This window comes from Streptomyces sp. NPDC054783 (assembly GCF_053611725.1).
Window position 1 is genome coordinate 229,205 of the sequence record NZ_JBSHAY010000012.1, and the last position, 18,439, is coordinate 247,643.

At 66.8% G+C, this 18,439-nt stretch carries 18 protein-coding genes; 6 read left to right on the forward strand and 12 right to left on the reverse strand.

Translation table 11 applies throughout. From position 1 onward, the window contains the following. Window positions 1-178: 178 nt before the first annotated feature. The gene (locus ACWGJ5_RS22620) at window positions 179-412 is read left to right on the forward strand and encodes a hypothetical protein (protein WP_453311474.1); all 234 of its coding nucleotides are present in this window, start codon (window positions 179-181) and stop codon (window positions 410-412) included. A 332-nt stretch (window positions 413-744) separates the two neighbouring features. Here the strand turns inward: ACWGJ5_RS22620 and ACWGJ5_RS22625 are convergent, their stop codons facing one another. The 7 genes from ACWGJ5_RS22625 to ACWGJ5_RS22655 form a co-directional block, all read right to left on the reverse strand. After that, a complete protein-coding gene (locus ACWGJ5_RS22625) occupies window positions 745-1,749 on the reverse strand; it encodes a hypothetical protein (RefSeq protein WP_453311475.1) in 1,005 nt (334 codons plus the stop codon). A gap of 41 nt (window positions 1,750-1,790) precedes the next feature. Beyond that, window positions 1,791-4,064 carry a hypothetical protein gene (locus tag ACWGJ5_RS22630; protein WP_453311476.1) on the reverse strand — a complete coding sequence of 758 codons (2,274 nt, stop codon included), beginning with the start codon at window positions 4,062-4,064 and terminating at the stop codon, window positions 1,791-1,793. Between the two features lie 55 nt (window positions 4,065-4,119). Beyond that, a complete protein-coding gene (locus ACWGJ5_RS22635) occupies window positions 4,120-4,542 on the reverse strand; it encodes a hypothetical protein (RefSeq protein WP_453311477.1) in 423 nt (140 codons plus the stop codon). Between the two features lie 95 nt (window positions 4,543-4,637). Then, the gene (mycP, locus tag ACWGJ5_RS22640; RefSeq protein ID WP_453311478.1) at window positions 4,638-5,759 is read right to left on the reverse strand and encodes a type VII secretion-associated serine protease mycosin; all 1,122 of its coding nucleotides are present in this window, start codon (window positions 5,757-5,759) and stop codon (window positions 4,638-4,640) included. A 1,129-nt stretch (window positions 5,760-6,888) separates the two neighbouring features. After that, a protein-coding gene (locus tag ACWGJ5_RS22645; RefSeq protein WP_453311513.1) for an IS5 family transposase occupies window positions 6,889-7,688 on the reverse strand; the annotation gives its coding sequence in 2 pieces (ribosomal slippage) (window positions 6,889-7,340 and window positions 7,340-7,688; 801 coding nt in all). A gap of 73 nt (window positions 7,689-7,761) precedes the next feature. Next, window positions 7,762-8,223: a hypothetical protein gene (locus ACWGJ5_RS22650; RefSeq protein ID WP_453311479.1), complete on the reverse strand. Its 462-nt coding sequence runs from the start codon at window positions 8,221-8,223 to the stop codon at window positions 7,762-7,764. Then, complete coding sequence (locus ACWGJ5_RS22655; protein WP_453311480.1) at window positions 8,210-8,452, reverse strand: hypothetical protein; 243 nt, start codon at window positions 8,450-8,452, stop codon at window positions 8,210-8,212. Before ACWGJ5_RS22655 ends, ACWGJ5_RS22650 begins: the two co-directional genes overlap by 14 nt. 486 nt (window positions 8,453-8,938) lie before the next feature. Here ACWGJ5_RS22655 and ACWGJ5_RS22660 point away from each other — a divergent pair, with 486 nt between their 5' ends. The 3 genes from ACWGJ5_RS22660 to ACWGJ5_RS22670 all read left to right on the forward strand — a co-directional run bounded on the left by ACWGJ5_RS22660 (window position 8,939) and on the right by ACWGJ5_RS22670 (window position 11,939). Further along, entirely contained in the window at window positions 8,939-9,322 is a 384-nt protein-coding gene (locus tag ACWGJ5_RS22660) for a hypothetical protein (RefSeq protein WP_453311481.1), read from the forward strand. Between the two features lie 105 nt (window positions 9,323-9,427). Next, window positions 9,428-11,089, forward strand: coding sequence for a hypothetical protein (locus ACWGJ5_RS22665; RefSeq protein WP_453311482.1), 1,662 nt, complete (start codon window positions 9,428-9,430; stop codon window positions 11,087-11,089). Window positions 11,090-11,183: 94 nt separating this feature from the next. Next, window positions 11,184-11,939 (forward strand): class I SAM-dependent methyltransferase, encoded by a 756-nt coding sequence (locus ACWGJ5_RS22670; protein ID WP_453311514.1) that lies wholly within the window; start codon window positions 11,184-11,186, stop codon window positions 11,937-11,939. A 74-nt stretch (window positions 11,940-12,013) separates the two neighbouring features. On the opposite strand, the gene ACWGJ5_RS22675 is transcribed toward ACWGJ5_RS22670, so the two are convergent. The 4 genes from ACWGJ5_RS22675 to ACWGJ5_RS22690 all read right to left on the reverse strand — a co-directional run bounded on the left by ACWGJ5_RS22675 (window position 12,014) and on the right by ACWGJ5_RS22690 (window position 13,750). After that, the gene (locus tag ACWGJ5_RS22675; protein ID WP_453311483.1) at window positions 12,014-12,337 is read right to left on the reverse strand and encodes a hypothetical protein; all 324 of its coding nucleotides are present in this window, start codon (window positions 12,335-12,337) and stop codon (window positions 12,014-12,016) included. A gap of 377 nt (window positions 12,338-12,714) precedes the next feature. Then, window positions 12,715-12,981 carry a hypothetical protein gene (locus ACWGJ5_RS22680; RefSeq protein WP_453311484.1) on the reverse strand — a complete coding sequence of 89 codons (267 nt, stop codon included), beginning with the start codon at window positions 12,979-12,981 and terminating at the stop codon, window positions 12,715-12,717. Window positions 12,982-13,048: 67 nt separating this feature from the next. Further along, window positions 13,049-13,327 (reverse strand): hypothetical protein, encoded by a 279-nt coding sequence (locus ACWGJ5_RS22685; protein WP_453311485.1) that lies wholly within the window; start codon window positions 13,325-13,327, stop codon window positions 13,049-13,051. 63 nt (window positions 13,328-13,390) lie between these two features. Continuing rightward, window positions 13,391-13,750 carry a PAS domain S-box protein gene (locus ACWGJ5_RS22690; RefSeq protein WP_453311486.1) on the reverse strand — a complete coding sequence of 120 codons (360 nt, stop codon included), beginning with the start codon at window positions 13,748-13,750 and terminating at the stop codon, window positions 13,391-13,393. A gap of 330 nt (window positions 13,751-14,080) precedes the next feature. Here ACWGJ5_RS22690 and ACWGJ5_RS22695 point away from each other — a divergent pair, with 330 nt between their 5' ends. Together ACWGJ5_RS22695 and ACWGJ5_RS22700 are read left to right on the forward strand one after the other, a co-directional pair. Next, a complete protein-coding gene (locus ACWGJ5_RS22695) occupies window positions 14,081-14,716 on the forward strand; it encodes a TetR family transcriptional regulator (protein ID WP_453311487.1) in 636 nt (211 codons plus the stop codon). Window positions 14,717-15,062: 346 nt separating this feature from the next. Next, window positions 15,063-15,782 carry a GTP cyclohydrolase II gene (locus ACWGJ5_RS22700; RefSeq protein ID WP_453311488.1) on the forward strand — a complete coding sequence of 240 codons (720 nt, stop codon included), beginning with the start codon at window positions 15,063-15,065 and terminating at the stop codon, window positions 15,780-15,782. Here ACWGJ5_RS22700 and ACWGJ5_RS22705 read toward each other — a convergent pair. After that, window positions 15,713-18,115, reverse strand: coding sequence for a SpoIIE family protein phosphatase (locus tag ACWGJ5_RS22705; RefSeq protein WP_453311489.1), 2,403 nt, complete (start codon window positions 18,113-18,115; stop codon window positions 15,713-15,715). The genes ACWGJ5_RS22700 and ACWGJ5_RS22705 overlap by 70 nt on opposite strands. Window positions 18,116-18,439: the final 324 nt, after the last annotated feature.

Consider the following 18,439-nt stretch of genomic DNA (forward strand, 5'->3'; position numbering starts at 1 on the left):
GGACGTCGTGCTGGTCCCGGCCCGCGTCTGGCCGCAGGTTCGAGTCCTGGGCAGTGGTGATCACGCCGCTCTCCGCCGCCCGCGCGGAGTTCACAGCACGCTTCTCCAAGCGGTCCTTCGGGGACACCCAGAACCTCCCCTCATCTCCCTGAAGGATCACGCCGGGGACACGCTCGGTGTGCTGATCAGCCGCACGTTGGACTTCGCTCCCAGCATCTTCGCCGTGCGACGTGTGGCTCAACAGAAGGGCCTCCGCCTGATCCGCGAGTCGAACGGAGAGCAGCGGCCGACGCCGCTCGCGGAGGCTTCTGTTCAGCAGACTCTCGACGCAGTCGTGAGCGAGGTCGGGGCGCTCGAAGGTGCCGAGCTGTACCTCAAGGTGGGCCGCAAGGTCGCCCGTATCGACGTTTGAAGTCACGGACGGTGTCAGCTCACGCAGGTGGGCCGACACCGTTCTGTTGGCCCCACGGTGCGACTGGCAGGCGTGTTGTCAGGACCACAGTTGATGGTCATGAGAAGGGGCAGCGTCCCCGATCGATAGCGCCCAAGTGAGATCGTTGAAGGTACGCCTGGGCCGCTCAAACGGATCACGAGGCCAGCCGCGGCCGAGGGCAAGTCGGCCGATTATCTGGACCGCCAACGCCCCGCAGTCTGCTCGGCCGGGGCTGGACTTCGATGGCGGCGAGGTCATCGGGAGACAGCTCGACCCCTCCTATTCCTGATACTGCCAGCTCGCTCGGTACGTCAGGAAAGGTCACGAAGCGCATCGGAGCGTGCATGGAACGAGTCGTTCAGGGCATTTTCATGGAGCGAGTTCTGGACTCTGGCGGTGAGTCCCAGGGCCTTGCCCCAGGCATCCACCATGTCGGCGCTCTGCTGCTCAAAGACGTCCGAGCTGTTCTTGAGTCCTCCTGCGCGCAGGGTGCTCCACCATGTGTCGACAAGGTGCCCGACAGGGTCCTTTTCGTAGGAAGGTGGTGTGGAAGCCTGCTTCGTCGCCTTCACGAAGACGTCTCGTTGCCATTCCTTCGCCTGTGATTCGCCGAGGTCACGGCGGACGCCGGTGGCGACGGCGTCCAGAGAGCCGAACATACGCGAGTTCCGCGCAGGCGGAACGGTGAGGTTGTAGCCGGTGGCGCCACGCGGCACTGCGGCGAGCTGCTCGGCGGCGTATCGGGTCGAGGCCGCACGCACCGTGGCGTAGGCCGCGGGGTCCTCCGAGACGCCACGTAGGACGCGGAGCAGCGTGCTGCGTGTCACCGCCATGTGAACGCCGTCCGCGTCCTCCCAGGCCGGCTTGTCCGGAAGGCCATGCACGGCGTAATCGGCGTCCCCGATACCCAGGATCGACGCGGTGTCCGGCGCGTAGTCCGCGAGGGATTCGGCGAGGGGTGTACGGAGTGTGGCGTCAACGCGCTGGCCGTTCTTGGCCAGGCTCTCGTCGACAGTCACCAGAACAGTCTTCATCGTCTGCGCCTGCTGGAGCGAGTGCCGGTGCGGCTGGGCTCCCACGGTGGCCTTTTCGACAGCTGACCCGAGTTCGGAACAACTCATCCCGGGGCGGTAACTGCTGCCCAACGCCGTGTGCAGGCGCTTGTCACCGAGCAGGTCGTCGCATGTCCCGGCGTGCCCGTCCGAGCCTAGAAGCAGCCAGGTCGCGACACCGCCGACCGCCGTCGCACCAGCGACGGCGGCAGTGATGACGACGAGACGGCGCCGCCTCGAGCGGCGGGAGGGTGCTTCAGGCATGGTTTTCCCTTGACGGAGTGTGGGGCTGGGAGGCGGTTCGGTCAGAGGTACTTCCCGGCCGTGTTCGCTCCCCTGTCGTGACCGTTGAGCATCGCGTTTTTGAACGCGTCGATCCGGTCCTTGCCGGCTGTCGAGTCGGGGTCGATGTCTGAGCGGCCGTGTGCCCACCCATCGACCATGAGGGCCGCCTGGTTGTTGGCGTCGAGGTAGTTGTCAGCGACCTCGGCATCGGCTTTCGCGTCCACCCCCGCCTTCATGTCGTTGTCCCACTCCCAGGCCCATGTGTCCACACCTCGCTGGAGGGCGTCACCGACTGGGAAGCTGCCTTCCCCCCCTGTAGGAATCGTCATAGGAGTAAGGGCTCCGCCGATGATGTGGTAAGCGATCTTCGCCTTCCAGTCGGCCGCGCTGTAGCCGTCCGTACGCTCATCGTTGATCACATCTTCCCGGATGGCTGTATACGCGCCGAGCGCAGCGCCCGCCTTGCCCAGCGGCCCGGTCTTCTCGAAGTCGGTCTCGCCCGCCGGTATCTTGTTCAGTTCCTCATTGATGTAGCGGGCCTCGGCCTTGTGCAGCGTCGCGTAAGCATCGGGGTCCTCGGACATCCCTCGCATGACCTGTACCAGGTCCTTCTCCGACACGGCCATGTGCGCCGTGCCCCCGCTGTTGAAGTACCCGTCCCCCGTCGCGTGGCTCACGTAGTCCGCGCTCATGCCGCCCAGGATCTCGTGCGTGTCGTTCGTGTACTGGGCCAGCGCGTTCGCCAGGGGCTTGCGCAGGTTCTCGGGCACAGTGGCGTCGTTACCAGAGGTCGGCTTGAGATCTTCGATGACGTTGTGCATGACACGTGCCTGGGCGTCGCTGTGCGGCATATTGGGCCAGGGATCCTGGCCGTCTTTCAAGGGGAGATGTCCCGTTGCCGCGGCTTCGAGCGCCGCCCCCAGTCCCGTCCGACTCAAGGGGTCGTCAACGGTCGCAAAGCCCGCGTCGTCGAGCACGTTCTTCGGCCAGTCCCGAGTGTTGAGCAAGTAGTGCAGGTGATCATTGCCGACATGGTCGGCGCCGCTGCCGTTGCCGGCCGGATCGAAGAAGTGAGTCGCGGCATCGGGGTTGTTGCTCATTACGGCGAGGAGCCCGTCGAGGGCGTCGGCACGGACGCCGTCGTGGCCCGTTCCCCATCCGGTGAAGAGGCCCGCATGCTTCTTCTCGGCGCCGATCATGTCGTCGCCCATCTGGTACAGGAACTGGTCGTCGTACTTGGTGTCGCTCTGCTGCATCATGCCGACGACCGACTGGTAGCCGTACAGCGGATTCGACGTGGAGCCGTAGTTCTTTGTGCCGTACTTCTCCAGCCCCTGCATCCACTGGCGGTAGAAGGCACCGTCGGCACTGTCCAGCCATGCCTTGAACTTCGGTGATCCCGGAGGCATCTCGGCGACCGAGCCCGGCACCTGCGTGGCGTTGGCGACCGCGTCGGCCAGCCCGCCCTGCAGGTCCATGTACACGTTCTGGTGGCTCTTGTCGGACGAGTAGGCGAGATCGTTCAGCTCGTTGGTGAACTTGATCGTGTTGTCCGGCCCCAGGCCTTGCAGGAAGGTCTGGCTGAACGCCTTGTCGCCCTTGTTGTCCCGGAAGGCGCGGCGCAGCTCGGCGAGGTCGGCGGCGGAGACCTTGTCACCGTGTGCGACTCGCCGGGCGATGTCGTCCGCCTCCTGGGCCTCGTACTTCTCGATGTCGCCCTGCGCCTTGCCGTTGAAGCCGGGGACCGTGCCGTCGCCCATGTCGGGGCCCTTCACGACGGCGGCGAACGCGACCTCGACGCCCTTGTCGGCGTCGTCCACGTCCTTCACGCACTGGTCGATGCGGGCCTGCCAGGAGGCGACGGACTTACGGACGCTCTCCTGGGAGTCGGGGTCGTGCGCCAGTTCCTGCTTCTCGCCCTGACTGAGCTTCCCGGTGTCGTACGAGACCACGCCCTGGTCCGACACCTTCATGCCTTTGGCGATGGCGTCGTCCCGGGCCGACTCCAGCTTCTTGCGCAGGTCCACGAACTGGGTGTGCGCATCACGCAGGAGCGAGGCGATCGCCTTGGCCTCGGTCTGGGCGCTCTGGAACTCCGTGAGCCTGACACCGAAGCGCGCGTTGGCGGCCTGCTGGCTCTCCCCCGCGAACGTCGGGCGCAACGTGATGCCGTGGACGTCCCGCCGGTACGCGGTCTCCTGCTTGTTGAAGTCCTTTGCCATGTCGTCCCAGCGTTCGGCGGCCGTGGTGAGCGTGGACAGGTCGGTCGTCAGGATCTCGTGGTAGGTCGGCATGGGTCCCCGTTGGAAGCAGTGAATTCGGTGGCGTACGAGACAGCTCGGCTGTCTGTCAGTGCTTCGGCGGCGGTGAGTACGTGTCGAACACGGATACCTTGCGCGCCGTACCGGCCACTCCTGTGTCCGTTCCGGTCAACACGGTGTTGTTGTTCCGGAGGGCCGATTCATCCCCCGCCAGCCGGTTCAGAAAGTTCTGGACCTGTTCGCCCCAGATCTTGTGCGCCTTGCTCACGGCAGTGGACGTGAGCCAGCCGTGTCCGTCCTTCGCATCGAACGCCTTCACCACGGCGCCCGTCTCGTCGTCCGCCTGCTGCCCGGCCTTTTTGGTATCTGGTTCGATGTCCTTGCGGAGAGTGTCCGCTGCGGCCTTCTTCTCGTCCGGAGAGTGCGCGAGGTCGGGCCCGCCACCGCCCGGGATGTCCTGCAGGTGATTGAGCCGCATACCCACCGGGTGTACGGCATGGCCGTGCGCCATGTGCCGATCTCCTGCCGACTCGGACATAAACTCTCTCTCCCCGTTACACCTCGGTTGGCGTGCGCCTGCCAGGCTAGCAACCGCACTCGTGCTTCTCAGTGGCGACGCTTCCTCGTGGCAACAGCCGCAACAACTCCGCCGATGAGTACCGCAGCTCCTATGCCCAGTGCGACCCACAGAGTGTCGCTTCCGCCCTTGTCGGAGGAAGCTTCGGTCGCCGCTTTGCCGTCCTTCGCCTGCGAGGCGGAGTCCTTGGAACCGGCAGTGTCGGAAGAGGGCGACGCGGAGGATGTGGCTGAGAAGTCCGGCAGCGGGTAGGCATTGGCCGGCCCGGGATCACCGGGGTTCTGCAGGGCGATGCGCGGCCGCACGATGCCGTAGCCGATGGAGTCGTTGCGCTTGGCGCCGTCCGTGGGGGCGCCGGCGGTGTTGAGCATGACGCGGAGGACCTGGTTGTTGGTCCAGTTCGGGTGCTTGGACCAGATGAGGGCGGCGCTGGCGGAGGCGAGGGCGGTTGCGTCGCTGGTGCCATGGGAGCGGCAGAGGTCCTTGCCGTTCGGGCAGGCGTGGTACATCTCGTCGCCGGGGGCCGCGATGTCGATCTGTGGACCGTACTGGGATTCCTTCGTCTTACGGAGACCACGGCCTACGGCGCCCACCGCCACCACTCCGGGAGTCCCTGCGGGGTATTCGACTTCCGAGGTGCCGTCATTACCGGATCCGGCGAAGATCAGGGCTCCCTTGTTCAGGGCGTACTTCACGGCGGCGGTGAGTTCATCCGATCCCACGGGCGCGGCCAGGGAAATGTTGATGATCCGAGCGCCGGAGTCGACGGCGTACCGGATTCCCCGGCTCGCTACTTTGCTGAACTCAACGGTGTGGTCCGGTACGCGGACGGGCAGGATCTTGGCGCCCGGTGCGAGACCGAAGGTTCCGCTACCGCCGTTCGCCTTGCCGGTGCCCGCGATGAGAAGGCCCATCGTGGTCCCGTGACCGTCGAAGCTCGTGTGTTCGTCCCCCGACGACTGCGGCGCCTCGTCCAGGCCGGGAAGCACCTGTCCCTCCAGATCAGGAATGTTGCCGTCAACGCCCGAGTCGATGACCGCGACTGTGATGCCCTTACCCGTGCTCGTCCGCCACATCTGGTCGGCCTTCATGGTCGTGAGGTACCACTGCTGCTCCCGAATGGTCTCCGCCTGGGCGGGTGCGGCGGTCATGCCCACCAGCAGCAAGCCCACGGCTCCGGAGACAACGCTCCCAAGACGGCCGTTCCTCAACCTGTCGGCAGGCATCCGCTTCCTCTTGGTTCTGGTGGTTCGGGTGGTTCTCTTGATTCCGGGCTGCTCTGGGGCTGGCGTCACTCGGTGGTGGGAGGCGCTGATCGGGGGCCTTCCGGGCGCCCGTTCTTCCGCCGCTCGGCGCGCTTGTGGGTCGGTTCGGTCTGCTCGCTGTTCCGGCGCGAGGTTGACGGCCTGGAGCCGTTCGCCGACGCGCCAGAGGGTTCCGTGCCTCCCGACTGGGTCATGGTGCGTCTGAACGGCCGGCCGGCCGGACGCGTCTGCTGCTGTGGACGGCCTCCCACGATGCCCTTCTCGGCAGGCGGAAACCCACCTCGCCGCTCGGCCGAGACTGGTCCCTGGGCGGGGTTCGCTCCTCTGGGACCAGCGCCTATGGTCCGACCGGCGGACCCACGCCCGGTCGTGCCGGATTCGGGCGTGTCGCCGCCCACGACCGTACCCCGCGGCAACCTGTTGGCCGGCTGGCCCGTAGTGGGTGCGGTCGGGCGACCGCCGACGATGCCCTTGCTGACGGGCGCACGACCGGGTCCCTCACCGGCGACCGCTCGCCCGGGCATCGCAGTCGTACGGCCTCCCGTCACCGACTGCGCCGGGCCCACGGGGCCTCTGGGCGTGGTCGTGCCGCCAGTGGCTGGTCCACGTGTCGGTGTGGGTTCCGAGATCTCCTGTCGTGGCATGGGCATCGGACGGCCGCCCGTCACCGTACGCCCCGTGCCTCCAGGGCTCACTGGCAGGCCGAGGCCGCGGCCTGAGGGCAGCGGAAGAGGGCCCGCAGGCGGGCCTCCAGCATGACCCCCTGTCGGCACGTCGACCGGGCCCGGAGGCGTAGGTGTGGTCGGTGCCGGTGGCGAAACCACCGTTTCGTCGATTTTCGTGCCTATGTGGGCCGGGACATCGGGCAACGGCTGGTGGACCGTCCCTCGGCCGGTATGGTTTCGCACCCCGGAAACGCTGGCTGTGGCAGTTCCGCCGTCCTGCGCCGCTTCGCGCGTCGTCCGGTGCGTTCCCGTCGTGGCCGTCGGCCCGGCTGGTCCCCTAAGAAGTCATCTCATTTGGCGAGTCGGCGGTAGCAGATCAGGGTGCAGGCGATGCTGGTGAAGGCGAGGAAGTGCTCGGCTTTGCGCTCGTAGCGGCGGTGCAGTCGCCGGCATCCGGCAAGCCAGGACATCGTGCGTTCCACCGTCCAACGGTGGCGACCCAAGCGGGTCGAGGACTCGATGCCCTTGCGGGCAATGCGATGTGTGATGCCCCGCTCGCGTAACCATCGCCGCAGGTGGTCATAGTCGTATCCCTTGTCGGCGTGGAGCTTTCCCGGCCTGCGTCGTCGACGTCCGCGCCGGGAGCGGATCGGCGGTATGCCCTTCACCAGAGGGATCAGCGCCTGGCTGTCGTGCAAGTTCGCTCCCGAGATCCCGACGGACAGGGGCAGACCGGTCCTCTCGGTGATCAAGTGGATCTTCGAGCCGTACTTGCCCCGGTCGACAGGATTCGGGCCTGTCATGTCCCCTTTTTCAGGGCCCTCATGTTCACCGAGTCGATCGCGCAGCGGGACCAGTCCAGCTCACCGCGGGCGCCGAGCTCGTCGAGGACCAGACGGTGCAGCTTGGCCCAGACCCTGGCCTTCGTCCACTCGGCGAAGCGCCGGTGAGCCGTCGCTCCCGACGGCCCGAACGATGCAGACGGCAGCTGCTGCCACGTGCAGCCCGACGTGGCCACGAACACGATCGCAGCCAGCACCTCCCGGTCACCGTGCCGACGTCGGCCGCCTCCCTGAGGTCGAGAAGGCGCTTCCGGCACCACCCGCTGGAACAGCTCCCACAACTCATCCGGCTCCAGCCGCTCAACAATCCCCACGCCAGCAGGCTACCGAAGAATCCAAATGAGATGACCTTTTAGCCCAGCAGGCCGCGCCTGATGGCGCTCATGCGCACGTGTCGTCGACGTCGGAGCCGATCACCGCGCTCAGGGCTTGCAAAGCGTCATCGTATTCGTGACGGTCGAACTGGAACGGACCGAATGCCACATAGTCGCGGGCCTTGCGGTGCGGTTGCTCAAAGGCGTCCCAGGTCACGAAGTCGGCCGTCGCGGTGATGCGGGCCAGGAGGGGCCAGCATCCCCACTCGCCGCATTCACAACCGAGAACGGGTGTCTTCGGCCCCATCGCGTTGGTGGACCGTCCGAGGAAGTGATCCTGCATCGGGCCGAACCTGTAGAACTCCGGGATCAGACCGCCGTAGGCGTCGCCTGCGGGCTGCATCCCGGCCGCGATCTCGAACCCGTCGATCAGCTCGGTGAGTGGTGCTCCGTCGATGCGGGGGACGACCACGAGCGGGCCGCCGTCGCCACGGTGCCGGCAGTCGAACCGGATGTCATTGCTGGTCATCCAGTGATTGTGCCAGCGAAGCTGTTCCCTCCACCTGGGTAAATTGAGCTGGGGCTATGCGTGGCATGCCGAAGTCGATCGCCGTACCGCCGGGAGTTTGTCGGTCCATGTGAACGAGCTTGTCTTCGGCTCCAGCCAGGCTGACCCGGAGCCCTTCGACCTCCCCGAGCCAGCCCTCGCGCTCGGCCTCGGCGATGCGGGCGACGAGGTTGTCGCGGATCTCCTCCAACCGGCCGCGCTGGGCCGGGTCCGGCCGGAGAAGCGAGCAACGAACGCAAGCTTCTCTGAACTAGGTGACTGCGCTTGCCCACAAGTGGGAGAACCGGCTGTCGACGCCAGTGTGGTACGGGTAGGGGGTGGGACGAGAGCGAGGGCGGATCAGCGCTGAGTTCGACCGGCGGGCTGCGACCTACGACGCCAGTGCCATGCACCGGTGGCAGGCGCAAAAGGCCGTTCGCTTGGCTGCACCACGCCCGCACACATGGGTTCGCGACGTGGCCACCGGCACAGGGCTGGCCGCGCGGGAGGCCGCCGCGGTGACGGTCGGAGATGGCTGATCGGCGTGGACCTCTCACCCGACATGCTCCGCGTCGCCCGCGAGCGTTCACCGGGTGCTGTCGCGAGGGTGTCCACGTCGTTTGTCACAAAACGATCTTGGACACCCTCGTTCTCGTCTCCGCAGGCACCCCTTGGACCACACCACCAGGAGGAACCAGTGTCATACCCGCAACTGCTCACCCCCGAGGAGAAGCTCGCCGACGCGAAGAAGCTGTTGAGCCTCCCGCGTATCGTCGTGATTTGCGGTTCCACCCGCTTCATGACCGAGATGAACGAGGCCGATCTGCGGGAGACCAAAGCCGGAAAGATTGTCGTCAAACCGGGCTGTGACATGAAGTCGCCGCACGAACTTTGGTCCGATCCTGTCGAGGCCGAGGCGCTGAAGGTTCGACTTGACGATCTGCACCGGGCGAAGATCCGGCTCGCTGATGAGGTGCTCGTTGTGAATGTGCGCTCGAGTTCCCCATCGCCCCGCTCCCCGCGGGCGGTGCCCCCGGTCCTGCGGAGTGCGCTGACAGTCCTCTGTCACCCTCAAGGGTGAACAGCGAGGAAGTCTCAGAATTCATGAGCTTCTATCCGACAGCCTGAGATTCCGCTGGTTATGGCGAAGTTGAGGGGGCGGGATGTCGCTCGCTGTCATCCCCGCGTGCCGTACGCGGACAGCTGCAGCGACTGCCTCGCCTGGGGCACCTGGCACCGCCACGGCCGCTGTGCAGCCTGCACCTCCTTGCGTAACCGCGGCCACCAGACCGGCGCTTGCGCGACCTGCCGCCGCACAGTGCCGCTCCTCAAACACGGGGTATGCCGGCTGTGCCGCTGCCAGGCCCAAGCCGTTCCACGGACCTGGCAGCGTCCAGACCTCACCACGGCGGCCACCACCGGGCAGCAGCTGTTCATCGCCGATCTGGTCCGGCGGGTCCACCTCGCCGCCCGACCGCGGGAGCGCGGCTCACCCGAAGCGCACGAGCCCGCCGGCGTCTCCTCCTGGGCGTTGCCCCGGTGGCGTCAGGATCCGCTGTTCATCGCCGAGCGGGACATGTCGCGCGTCACCGTGCCCGACGTCGAGCCGATCGATCCCGCCTTCACCGCCTACGTCTCGGCGCAGGCCGAGGCCAACGCCGAGGCCCGAGGCTGGTCACCGGCCTTGCGTGAGCGCGTGCTGCGAAGCCTGTATCTGCTGACCGCCGTCCACGGCCCGCACGAGAACATCAAGGCCAGCACTGTCGCCACGCTGCCGCGCCAGCGAGCCAAACGCGCTATTACCCGAGTCACCGAGGTCCTCGCCCACCTCGACCTCCTCGACGACGACCGCATCGACCCGCTCGACGCGTGGATCCAACGCCGGCTCAGCAACGTACACCCGGAGATCCGCACAGAAGTCCTCGTGTGGATCCGCATCGTCCGACGCGGCGGGCCCCGCCGCCGTCCCCGCTCGACCGCCACTGTCCGCAACCAGGTCGATGCCTCGATCCCATTCCTCCTCGACTGCTCAAAGCGCTACCGCACCCTTCGCCAGGTCACCCGCGCCGACCTCACGCAGTGGCTGTCCCAGTGCGCGGCACCGCACAACGAAGCCGTCGCGCTGCGCAACATGTTCAAAGCGCTCAAGAGCCAACAGCTGCTGTTCGCCAACCCCGCACGTGGCCTGAGCCTGGGGGCCAGGCCAGGCTCGGTGCCCACGCCACTGAGCCCCGAGGCGATCCAGACATTGGCCGCGGCCGCCGAGGGCGACCCCGCCCTGAAGCTGCTGATCGCCCTCATCGGCATTCACGCGCTCTACCCCCACCAGGCTCGGGAATTGCCTTTGGCTGCCTTCGACTTCACCGGCGGTCGACTCATGCACGGCGACATCGACCACCCTCTCGACGCCTTCACCCGTCAGGCCGCTGCCGACTACATCCAACTCCGGCACTCTCGCTGGCCACACACCCGCAACCCCCACCTGTTCCTCAGCTCGCAGACCGCGCACTCTGGCACGCCGGTCACCATCGGCTGGATGCACCCCTTGCTCAAGGATCTTCCGGTCACCGCCCAACGCCTCCGCGAGGACCGGATCCTCGAAGAGGCCGCCGTCACCGGCGCCGACCCGCAACACCTGTGCGCGGTATTCAACATCACCCCCGACACCGGACTGCGCTACACCCGGACATTCCACCCCGACCCCTTTGGCCGACCGAGACCAGGAGGACACGCCGTGACTGGCAACCGCCCTGGCTGCGTCCCCGTCACCGACCCACTCGCTCCGGCGGCGAAGCACTCGCTCACCCGGACACCGAATTCGTCATGCACTTCGACACTGAATTACTGACTGGCTTTGACCGCGAAAACCATTGGTGCGCGGCTTGCTCCGCTGATGGACTGACGTCCTACCGTGAGTCTGCCGCGTGACGGAGGTAGTGGTTGTGACAGGTTATGACGTGCTTGCCGAGGTGTACGAATGGCTCATCTCGGATGCAAAGTTGCCTCCAGCCGAGTTCGCTGCGTCGTTCGACGACGTCCTCAATCTCCTGCCGTCGAACGCTCACGTCCTCGACTGTTCGTGCGGAACCGGACAGTTGGCGGTTGGCCTCGCCGGTCGTGGCATGCAGGTTGTCGCAACTGACGCCAGCGAGGCGATGGTTCGTCGGACTGCAGAGTTGTCTGAGGAGTTCGGGGCATCCGTCCGGGCCGTACGGGCGAACTGGGAAGAGTTGCCCGGCCATTTCCAGGACAACACGTTCGACATGGTGTTCTGCGTTGGCAACTCGCTTCACCATGCCACGGGCGCGACAGGCAGGGGTGCTGCTCTGGAGTCGATGTCACGGCTTCTGCGCCCCGGCGGGCGCTTGGTACTCACATCCCGCACTTGGGAACTCGTGAGGGCCAGAGGTTCCCGGCTGGACATCTGGGACCGACTCGTCCGCCGGAACGGTCGCGATGCCGTCGTAATTTACCGCTGGGAGATTGCGCCGCATTGGGAGGATGAGCACCATATCGAGATTGCGATCGCCCAAGTTGATGCGACTGGGCCGGTTCTTGTCCGCTCGGAACTGCTGTCCTGCTGGCCCTACCGGTACGAGGAACTCGAAGTCGAGCTGCACCGGGTCGGACTCCAGACGGAACTGAGCACGTTCGATCTTGAGGCCGAGAACTACATGGTGGTCGCGAGCAAGGTATAAACACCGGACTCTCAGTCCCTGGCCGGACCGCGCGGTTGCTCGCAGGACGCTTGCGCCCTCTCATCGGTGCGGGTTCAAGTGGTCAACGCAACGCCTCGGACGAGGAGTGCTCGTCGATCAGACGGCGGTAGATCCGGGGTGACGGTGTGGCGCTGTTTCCTGGTCGCATCCAGATCAATGAGCAGGATCTCGTCGGTCAGCGGCGTGAACGGATCCAGCTTCGACGGCCGCGCCGAAGCGGTTGTCGTGCGTGGCTGCGGCCAAGCCGAGGTCAGGGCCTTGTTGACCGTGCTCCAGGTAACGCCGTACTTGCACTGCAACGCCCGGTTCGACATGCCATCGCGGGAGTCGCGCCGCAGCGCGGCGTACAACCCGACCTTCGACTGGCCAGGCAGCATCGGGGGTGCTCCTTTACTGAGCACATCCAGCTTGACACCGCAACCCCGACATCAAGTCTCAGTAACCGGAACCGAGCCGTACACAGCCGAGGATCCCCGGCGGCAGAGCCAAGTTCGTGGTGCCAGCGCCTCAGAAATCGCGAACTCTGGCGCTTTAGTCGGCGACTACATCGGAGACAGCACCCGAGCCGAAATCGCCTACGCCCGGTCGCTGGGCAAGCCCGTGCGGTTCACGCACCCCGAAGTCGACCCTGACGCCTGACCGCTCGCTGCCACCTCGACAACCAGCCCCGGCAGCCCGCCGCCTGACCGTCTCGCGGTGGCTTCGGCCGCCGCCCACCCCGCACCCTCCGCAGGCATCCCTTGGAATTGATCATCTAGTGGCTTTCGGATCGTCGAGTGGGGTTGGGCATTGGTGTGCGTCCGGCAAGGTTGGAGAACGTGGGCATGCCGAGGTCGATGGTGCGCTGACGGGCTTCCTCCGCGTCGAGCTGGGCGAGCTTGTCCTGGGCGCCGGCGAGGCTGATTTCGAGTCCCTCCAACTCACCGAGCCAGCCCTCGCGTTCGGCTTCCAGGATCCGGGCCAGAAGGTTGTCGCGGATTTCGGTCAGGCGGGGGCGCTGGGCGGGGTCGGAGCGGAGCATGGAGCAGCGGATGCAGGCTTCTCTGAACTTTAGAAGAATCGAGGTTGATGGTCGGAGGGCGGGCCAGTCAGCCGAATAGCCGGTGCAACACCGAGCCCCACGACTCCAGCGCCTGACTCAGTGCTGAGCCACCAGCCGCAGCTGCCGTCAGTGCCCCCACCGCGGCCCGCGTGAGTCCCCTGTTACGTTCCCCGGCCGGGGCCGCCGCCGCCTGGGCAAGATACTCGACGTTGTCCAAGAGGTCGCTTCTGCGGTCGTCGTCCATGCTGTCTACCACAACGGCCTGCTGCAGAGCTCGCAACGCCTCCGCTACATCGACGTGGCCTTCCTGGTGGATGCCGGCCACCGTGGAGTGGATGTTGCTGATCCCCCGAACCGCAGGTGTCCATGACCTTCAGCGGCGGGACGTTCATCGGCGGCCAGTTCGCGGCCGCCAGCGCAGTCTTTCGCTCTCTCCCCGCAGCAACGAAACCCGCAGAGCCAACGTGAGCGCGTGACCGTCCCGGTGGCGGACCGTCATGGTGCCGGACCAGCCACCCTGGGCACGACACTGTTCGGCGAGCGCCGTAGCCCTGAGAGCGCCCTCGGAGGACGGCAGTACGTGTGCCGCCGGCCGGCCCACCATCTCCCGGGCCGAGTACCCGACCAGCTGCTCGGCGGCCTGCGTCCACCCGACCACCATCCCTTCCGCATCGAGCATGGCTATCGCCGCGTCGGGTGCCTCGCTCGTGTTCACCGGCTGAACGAGTTCGGAATGTTTGGTATTCATCCTGGTTCATCCGTTCTGGTGCGTAGGTGCGGTGAGTGTTGGCGTGTGGTGGGGTCCGTCGGTCCGCGGGACGTCAGTGGTGGGCAGGGGGCTGGTGCAATGCGGCTATATTGGTACAGAGGGCAATCATCGCGGCATATCTGAGCGTGTTATGATATTCCTGATGAAAGCATCATCGATGACAGCTTCATCGTCAGGGAATCAACAAAATTGATGTAATGATCAGATGTGCGCGACAGGTCGCCTCAGCGAGGGACGTCTGCCGTGATCGACGGCCGGGCTCGTCGGTGCAATGAATGAAGTCATCAGACCTGCTGCTATCTACGGTGCATGCCGATGTCAGTACCACTCAGCAATCGATTCGAGCGCCGTCGCGCCGGGACCCGGCAGGCACTCGTCCGCGCGGCACGGCAGATCCTGGCCGAGTCCGGCGACACCAGCGCCAGCATCCAGACCATCGCGGAACGCGCGGACGTGGGCTTCGGCTCCTTCTACAACCATTTCGGCTCCAAACGGGACCTGTTCGGCGCGGCCCTGGACGATGCAATGGAGGAGTTCGGTCGAGCCATCGACGAACGCCCGCACGGCGTCGACGATCCCGCCGAGCGCCTCGCTGGGGGTCTGCGGCTCAGCGCACGCTTGGCCGAGTCCCACCCCGAGATCATGCGGATCCTGTGCCACAGCGAGCTCGGCCGCATATGCGCCGGCCGCGGACTGGCTCCGCGCATGAGGCGCGACGTGGAGCAGGGCATCACCTCGGGCCGCTTCACCGTTGTCGACCCGGTCATCGCGCTGTCCGCACTGAACGGCAGCCTGCTGGCGCTTCTGGAGCTGTGGTTCAGCAAGCCCCAGGTCGACATCGACCAGGCCGCGGACACCATGGCCGAGGTGCTCCTGCACATGCTCGGCCTCTCCCCGGAGGAGGCCCGCGATCTCACCCGGGGCCCCCTTTCCGCTGCAGCGTGAAGAGGGCCGCGTTGTTGTCCCGGCGGGGCGTCACGGTGTCGTGAGCGGCGTGGACGGCCGACCACATCCCCCTGGCCGACGCTCCCGAGGCCATCCACCGCCTGGAGCGCAAGATCGGCGATCCGATCCGCCTCATCCTCGTTCCCTGACCACCCGACCGAGCGCGTGGACGCACCGGCCGTGCACTCCTCCAGGAGCGCGGCCGGCGTGTCCACATGAGCAGCGAGTTACGCAGAAGGAGGCCCGGCAACAGCACCCATGCGACGCGATCGACGCGTCGTCACGGCGCCGATCGGTCCATGGGGCGAAGCGTCGGCAATCGCTGTCCGGGAGAAGAACAACTGCCATGCACGACTCAGACCACGCCCTCGTACCCCGCGACAACGGCAATACCATCATGATCCGCACCCGCGTGACGGTCCCGCTGCACTTCGGCGACGGTTACGGCCTCGACGTCGAACTCGTCACCTTCCACGGTCTGACCGACGGCCAGGAGCACGTAGCCGTCGTCCTCGGCGACCGCGCCACCGGCACCGTCCCGCTGGTGCGCCTGCACTCCGAGTGCCTGACCGGCGACGTCTTCGGTTCGGCCCGCTGCGACTGCGGACCCCAGCTGCGCGAGGCGGTCGAGCGCATCGCCGACCGCGGTGGCGTGCTGCTCTACCTCCGCCAGGAGGGCCGCGGCATCGGTCTCTACAACAAGCTCGACGCCTACGCCCTGCAGGACCAGGGCCTCGACACCTACGAGGCGAACGCCGCGCTCGGCCTGCCGGAGGACGCCCGCGACTACGCCGCCGCCGCGCAGATGCTCGCCGCCCTTGGCATCGGGGATCTGGATCTGCTGTCCAACAACCCCGACAAGGCCGAGCAGTTGCGCGCGCTGGGCGTCGTCGTCCGGGAGCGGGTGCCGACCGGCGTCTTCACCACGGCTCACAACGTCCGCTACCTCCGCGCCAAGGTCGTCCGCACTCAGCACACCCTGACCGAATCCCAGTACTATCCCGACCTACCTGGCTGCAGCGGGAGAGGTTGTTCGGTCCAGACGGTCTTGCCGTCGGAGGTGTAGCGGACGCCCCAGGTCTGAGCGAGCTGCGCGCAGATGAACAGGCCCCGTCCGCCTTCGTCAACCGTCCGGGCGTGGCGCAGGCGTGGTACGAGGGCCCCGGTGTCGTGGACCTCGCAGGTAAGGACGCGGTGCTTGATGATGCGCAGTCGCACGGGCGGAGAGCCATAGCGGACTGCATTGGTCACCAGTTCGCTGACGATCACTTCGGTGGCATACGCGGTCTCGTCGTCCACTCCCCATGTGGCCAGTTGCTCTCGGGCACGGGCGCGCGCCGTGCCGGCGGCCGAGGGATGGTGGTCCAGATGCCAGGCGGCGACCTCGTCAGCGGGAAGGGCGCGGGTCCGGGCCAGGAGGAGGACGGCATCGGTGGGACGGTTGTCCCCGTGCAACCGGTACAGGGCGTCATCGCATATCTCCTGTACGGGGCGCTCAGGGCGGTCCTCCAGCACCTCCCGGAGGGAGTCCACCTTGCCCAAGGGGTGTCCCGATGAGCAGGAGGGCAGGAGGGAGATGGTGTAGAGGGCGAGGATGCTGCCCTCGGCGACGCCAACCGTGGTGGCGGCAAAAGGCGGTCCTTCGGCACTGCCCAGCGGAGGTCCACTGGGGTGATCGAAGATCTCGGTGGTGCCGTCCGGGTGGGTGATCACCGGTGGAGGATGGCCGGCCCGGGCGATGGTGCAGGTGCGGGCGATGGGGTCGTAGACCGCATACGCACAGCTTGCGGTGAGCGGCTCATGGCGCAAGGGATCACCGGTGGGAAGCGCAGCCCGTTCACTGGCCAGGCGCGTTGCAGCATCGTTGAGGCGTGCGAGGAGTTCGTCGGGGGCCACGTCGAGTGCGGCCAGGGTGTGGATGGCGGTGCGCAGCTGGCCCATCGTGGTCGCGGTGTGGATGCCCTGTCCGGCAACCTCGCCGACCAGCAGCGCGGTACGGGCGTTCGGCAGAGTGAAGATGTCCGCCCAGCCGCCCGCTCCCTGGTCGCCGGGAACGAGCAAGGAGGCGGTCTCGACGGTAGGGTCCGAGGGCCGCCATGGCGGCAGCAGATGGCGCTGGATGGTTGTGGCGATCGTATGCTCGCGGGTGTAATGCCGGGCGTCATTGATGCACAGGGCTGTGTAGTTGGCCACTTCCTTGGCGAGGGTGACATCCTTTTCATCGAAGCCACCAGCGTGCTCTGTTCTATACAGGCTGATCAGTCCGATCACGGTGCCGTACAGCGTCAGAGGCGTCACGAGAAGTGCGCGGACCCCGGAGGCGTGGATCGCGCGGGCACGCAGGGGGTCGGAGGCCAGCCAGGGCGTGTCAGGACCTAGTCGGACAACGCGAGGCTTGAGGTCGGCCAGAGTTTGTGCGTAGGGGGTCGGAAACGGCAGGGCGCGCACATCATCCACCGGATGCGCCTGCACCTGCTGCTCGACATCCCCGTGACGAAAGGCCACGCGGCGCAACGGGACACCCTGATCGAGAGGAGCGAGCGGGGGTTCCTCACCCCGCACCACGGCATCCACCACTTCGACCACGGCGGCGTCTGCGAAGCCTGGGACGAGGGCGTCGACCAAGCCGCGGCAGGAGCCCAACATGTCGAGGGTCTGTCCCACCCGCTTTCGTACCGAACCCCAGACACACAGACTGGCAAGCGCCCGCTCACGGTCGCCGGCAGCCACCAGCACTGCCGCCACCCCCAGAATCGCACCGTGCCGGTCCTCCAGGCGGAATGCCGAGACGTCCATGACGCGCGGTCGGCCCGAAACCCCCCTGGAAGACACGTACACCACGCGCTCCGGGGAGGGCGCCCCGCTGTCCAGCACCGCGCGGAGCATCGCCTCCACCTCGCCGGGGGGCGAGAACTCGTAGGCGTCGGTGAGTCGGCGCCCAAGGATCCGTTCCAGGGTCCCGCCGCACATCGTCTGTGCGGCGATGTTCGCCGCCGCTATCCGCAATTCCGTGTCCAGAACGTACAGGCCGACCGGTACCCGGGTGAACAAGGCCTCAAGCACCGCAGTGCCTCCATCAGGCGCCAGTGCTCCGGTCGTCGGCACCTGGAAGAGGCCCCAGACCAAAGAGCCGTCCTGACGTGGCAGGGGCCGCACCCGCAAGTCTTTGGCGACAACGTGGCCGCTCGCGTCGCACAGTGCCACTTCATCTTGGCCCGGTTCCGCTTGCTGGTCGGCCACAACCGCTGTGCGGGCCAGCCAAGGCGTGACGGACCGCCCGAGCACCTCATCCGCTCCACGCCCCAGCAGTACCTCTGCCTGGCGACTCCACTGCAATACGATGCCCGAGCCGTCCACGACCAGCAGCGGATCATCACCTGCCACGGCAATCACCTCCACCCCTTCCAGCCTGCGCTCACTCACCCTGCGGCGCGCCTCGACCAAAGCCGCAACCGGCAACCCGACCCCCGCAGGCCGACCGAAGGTGGATCCTCCAGATCCCGCGGACCTGCGCCCGCCCCACCGGAGGTACCCCGGGCCGCAGTGAACGCCCGCCTGGCAACCAGACTGTTCCGGATGGTGTGGACCGAGGGCCGCAGCAGCGGTCCGGGGATCAGCCAGCGTCCTCGCTCTGTCCGGTGACACGGCGCCCACCGACGCGAGAGCCGGGCGGCGATTGCGGTCGAACAGGTTCCCTGGCCCCCCAGGGGGGTGGTCCGGGTG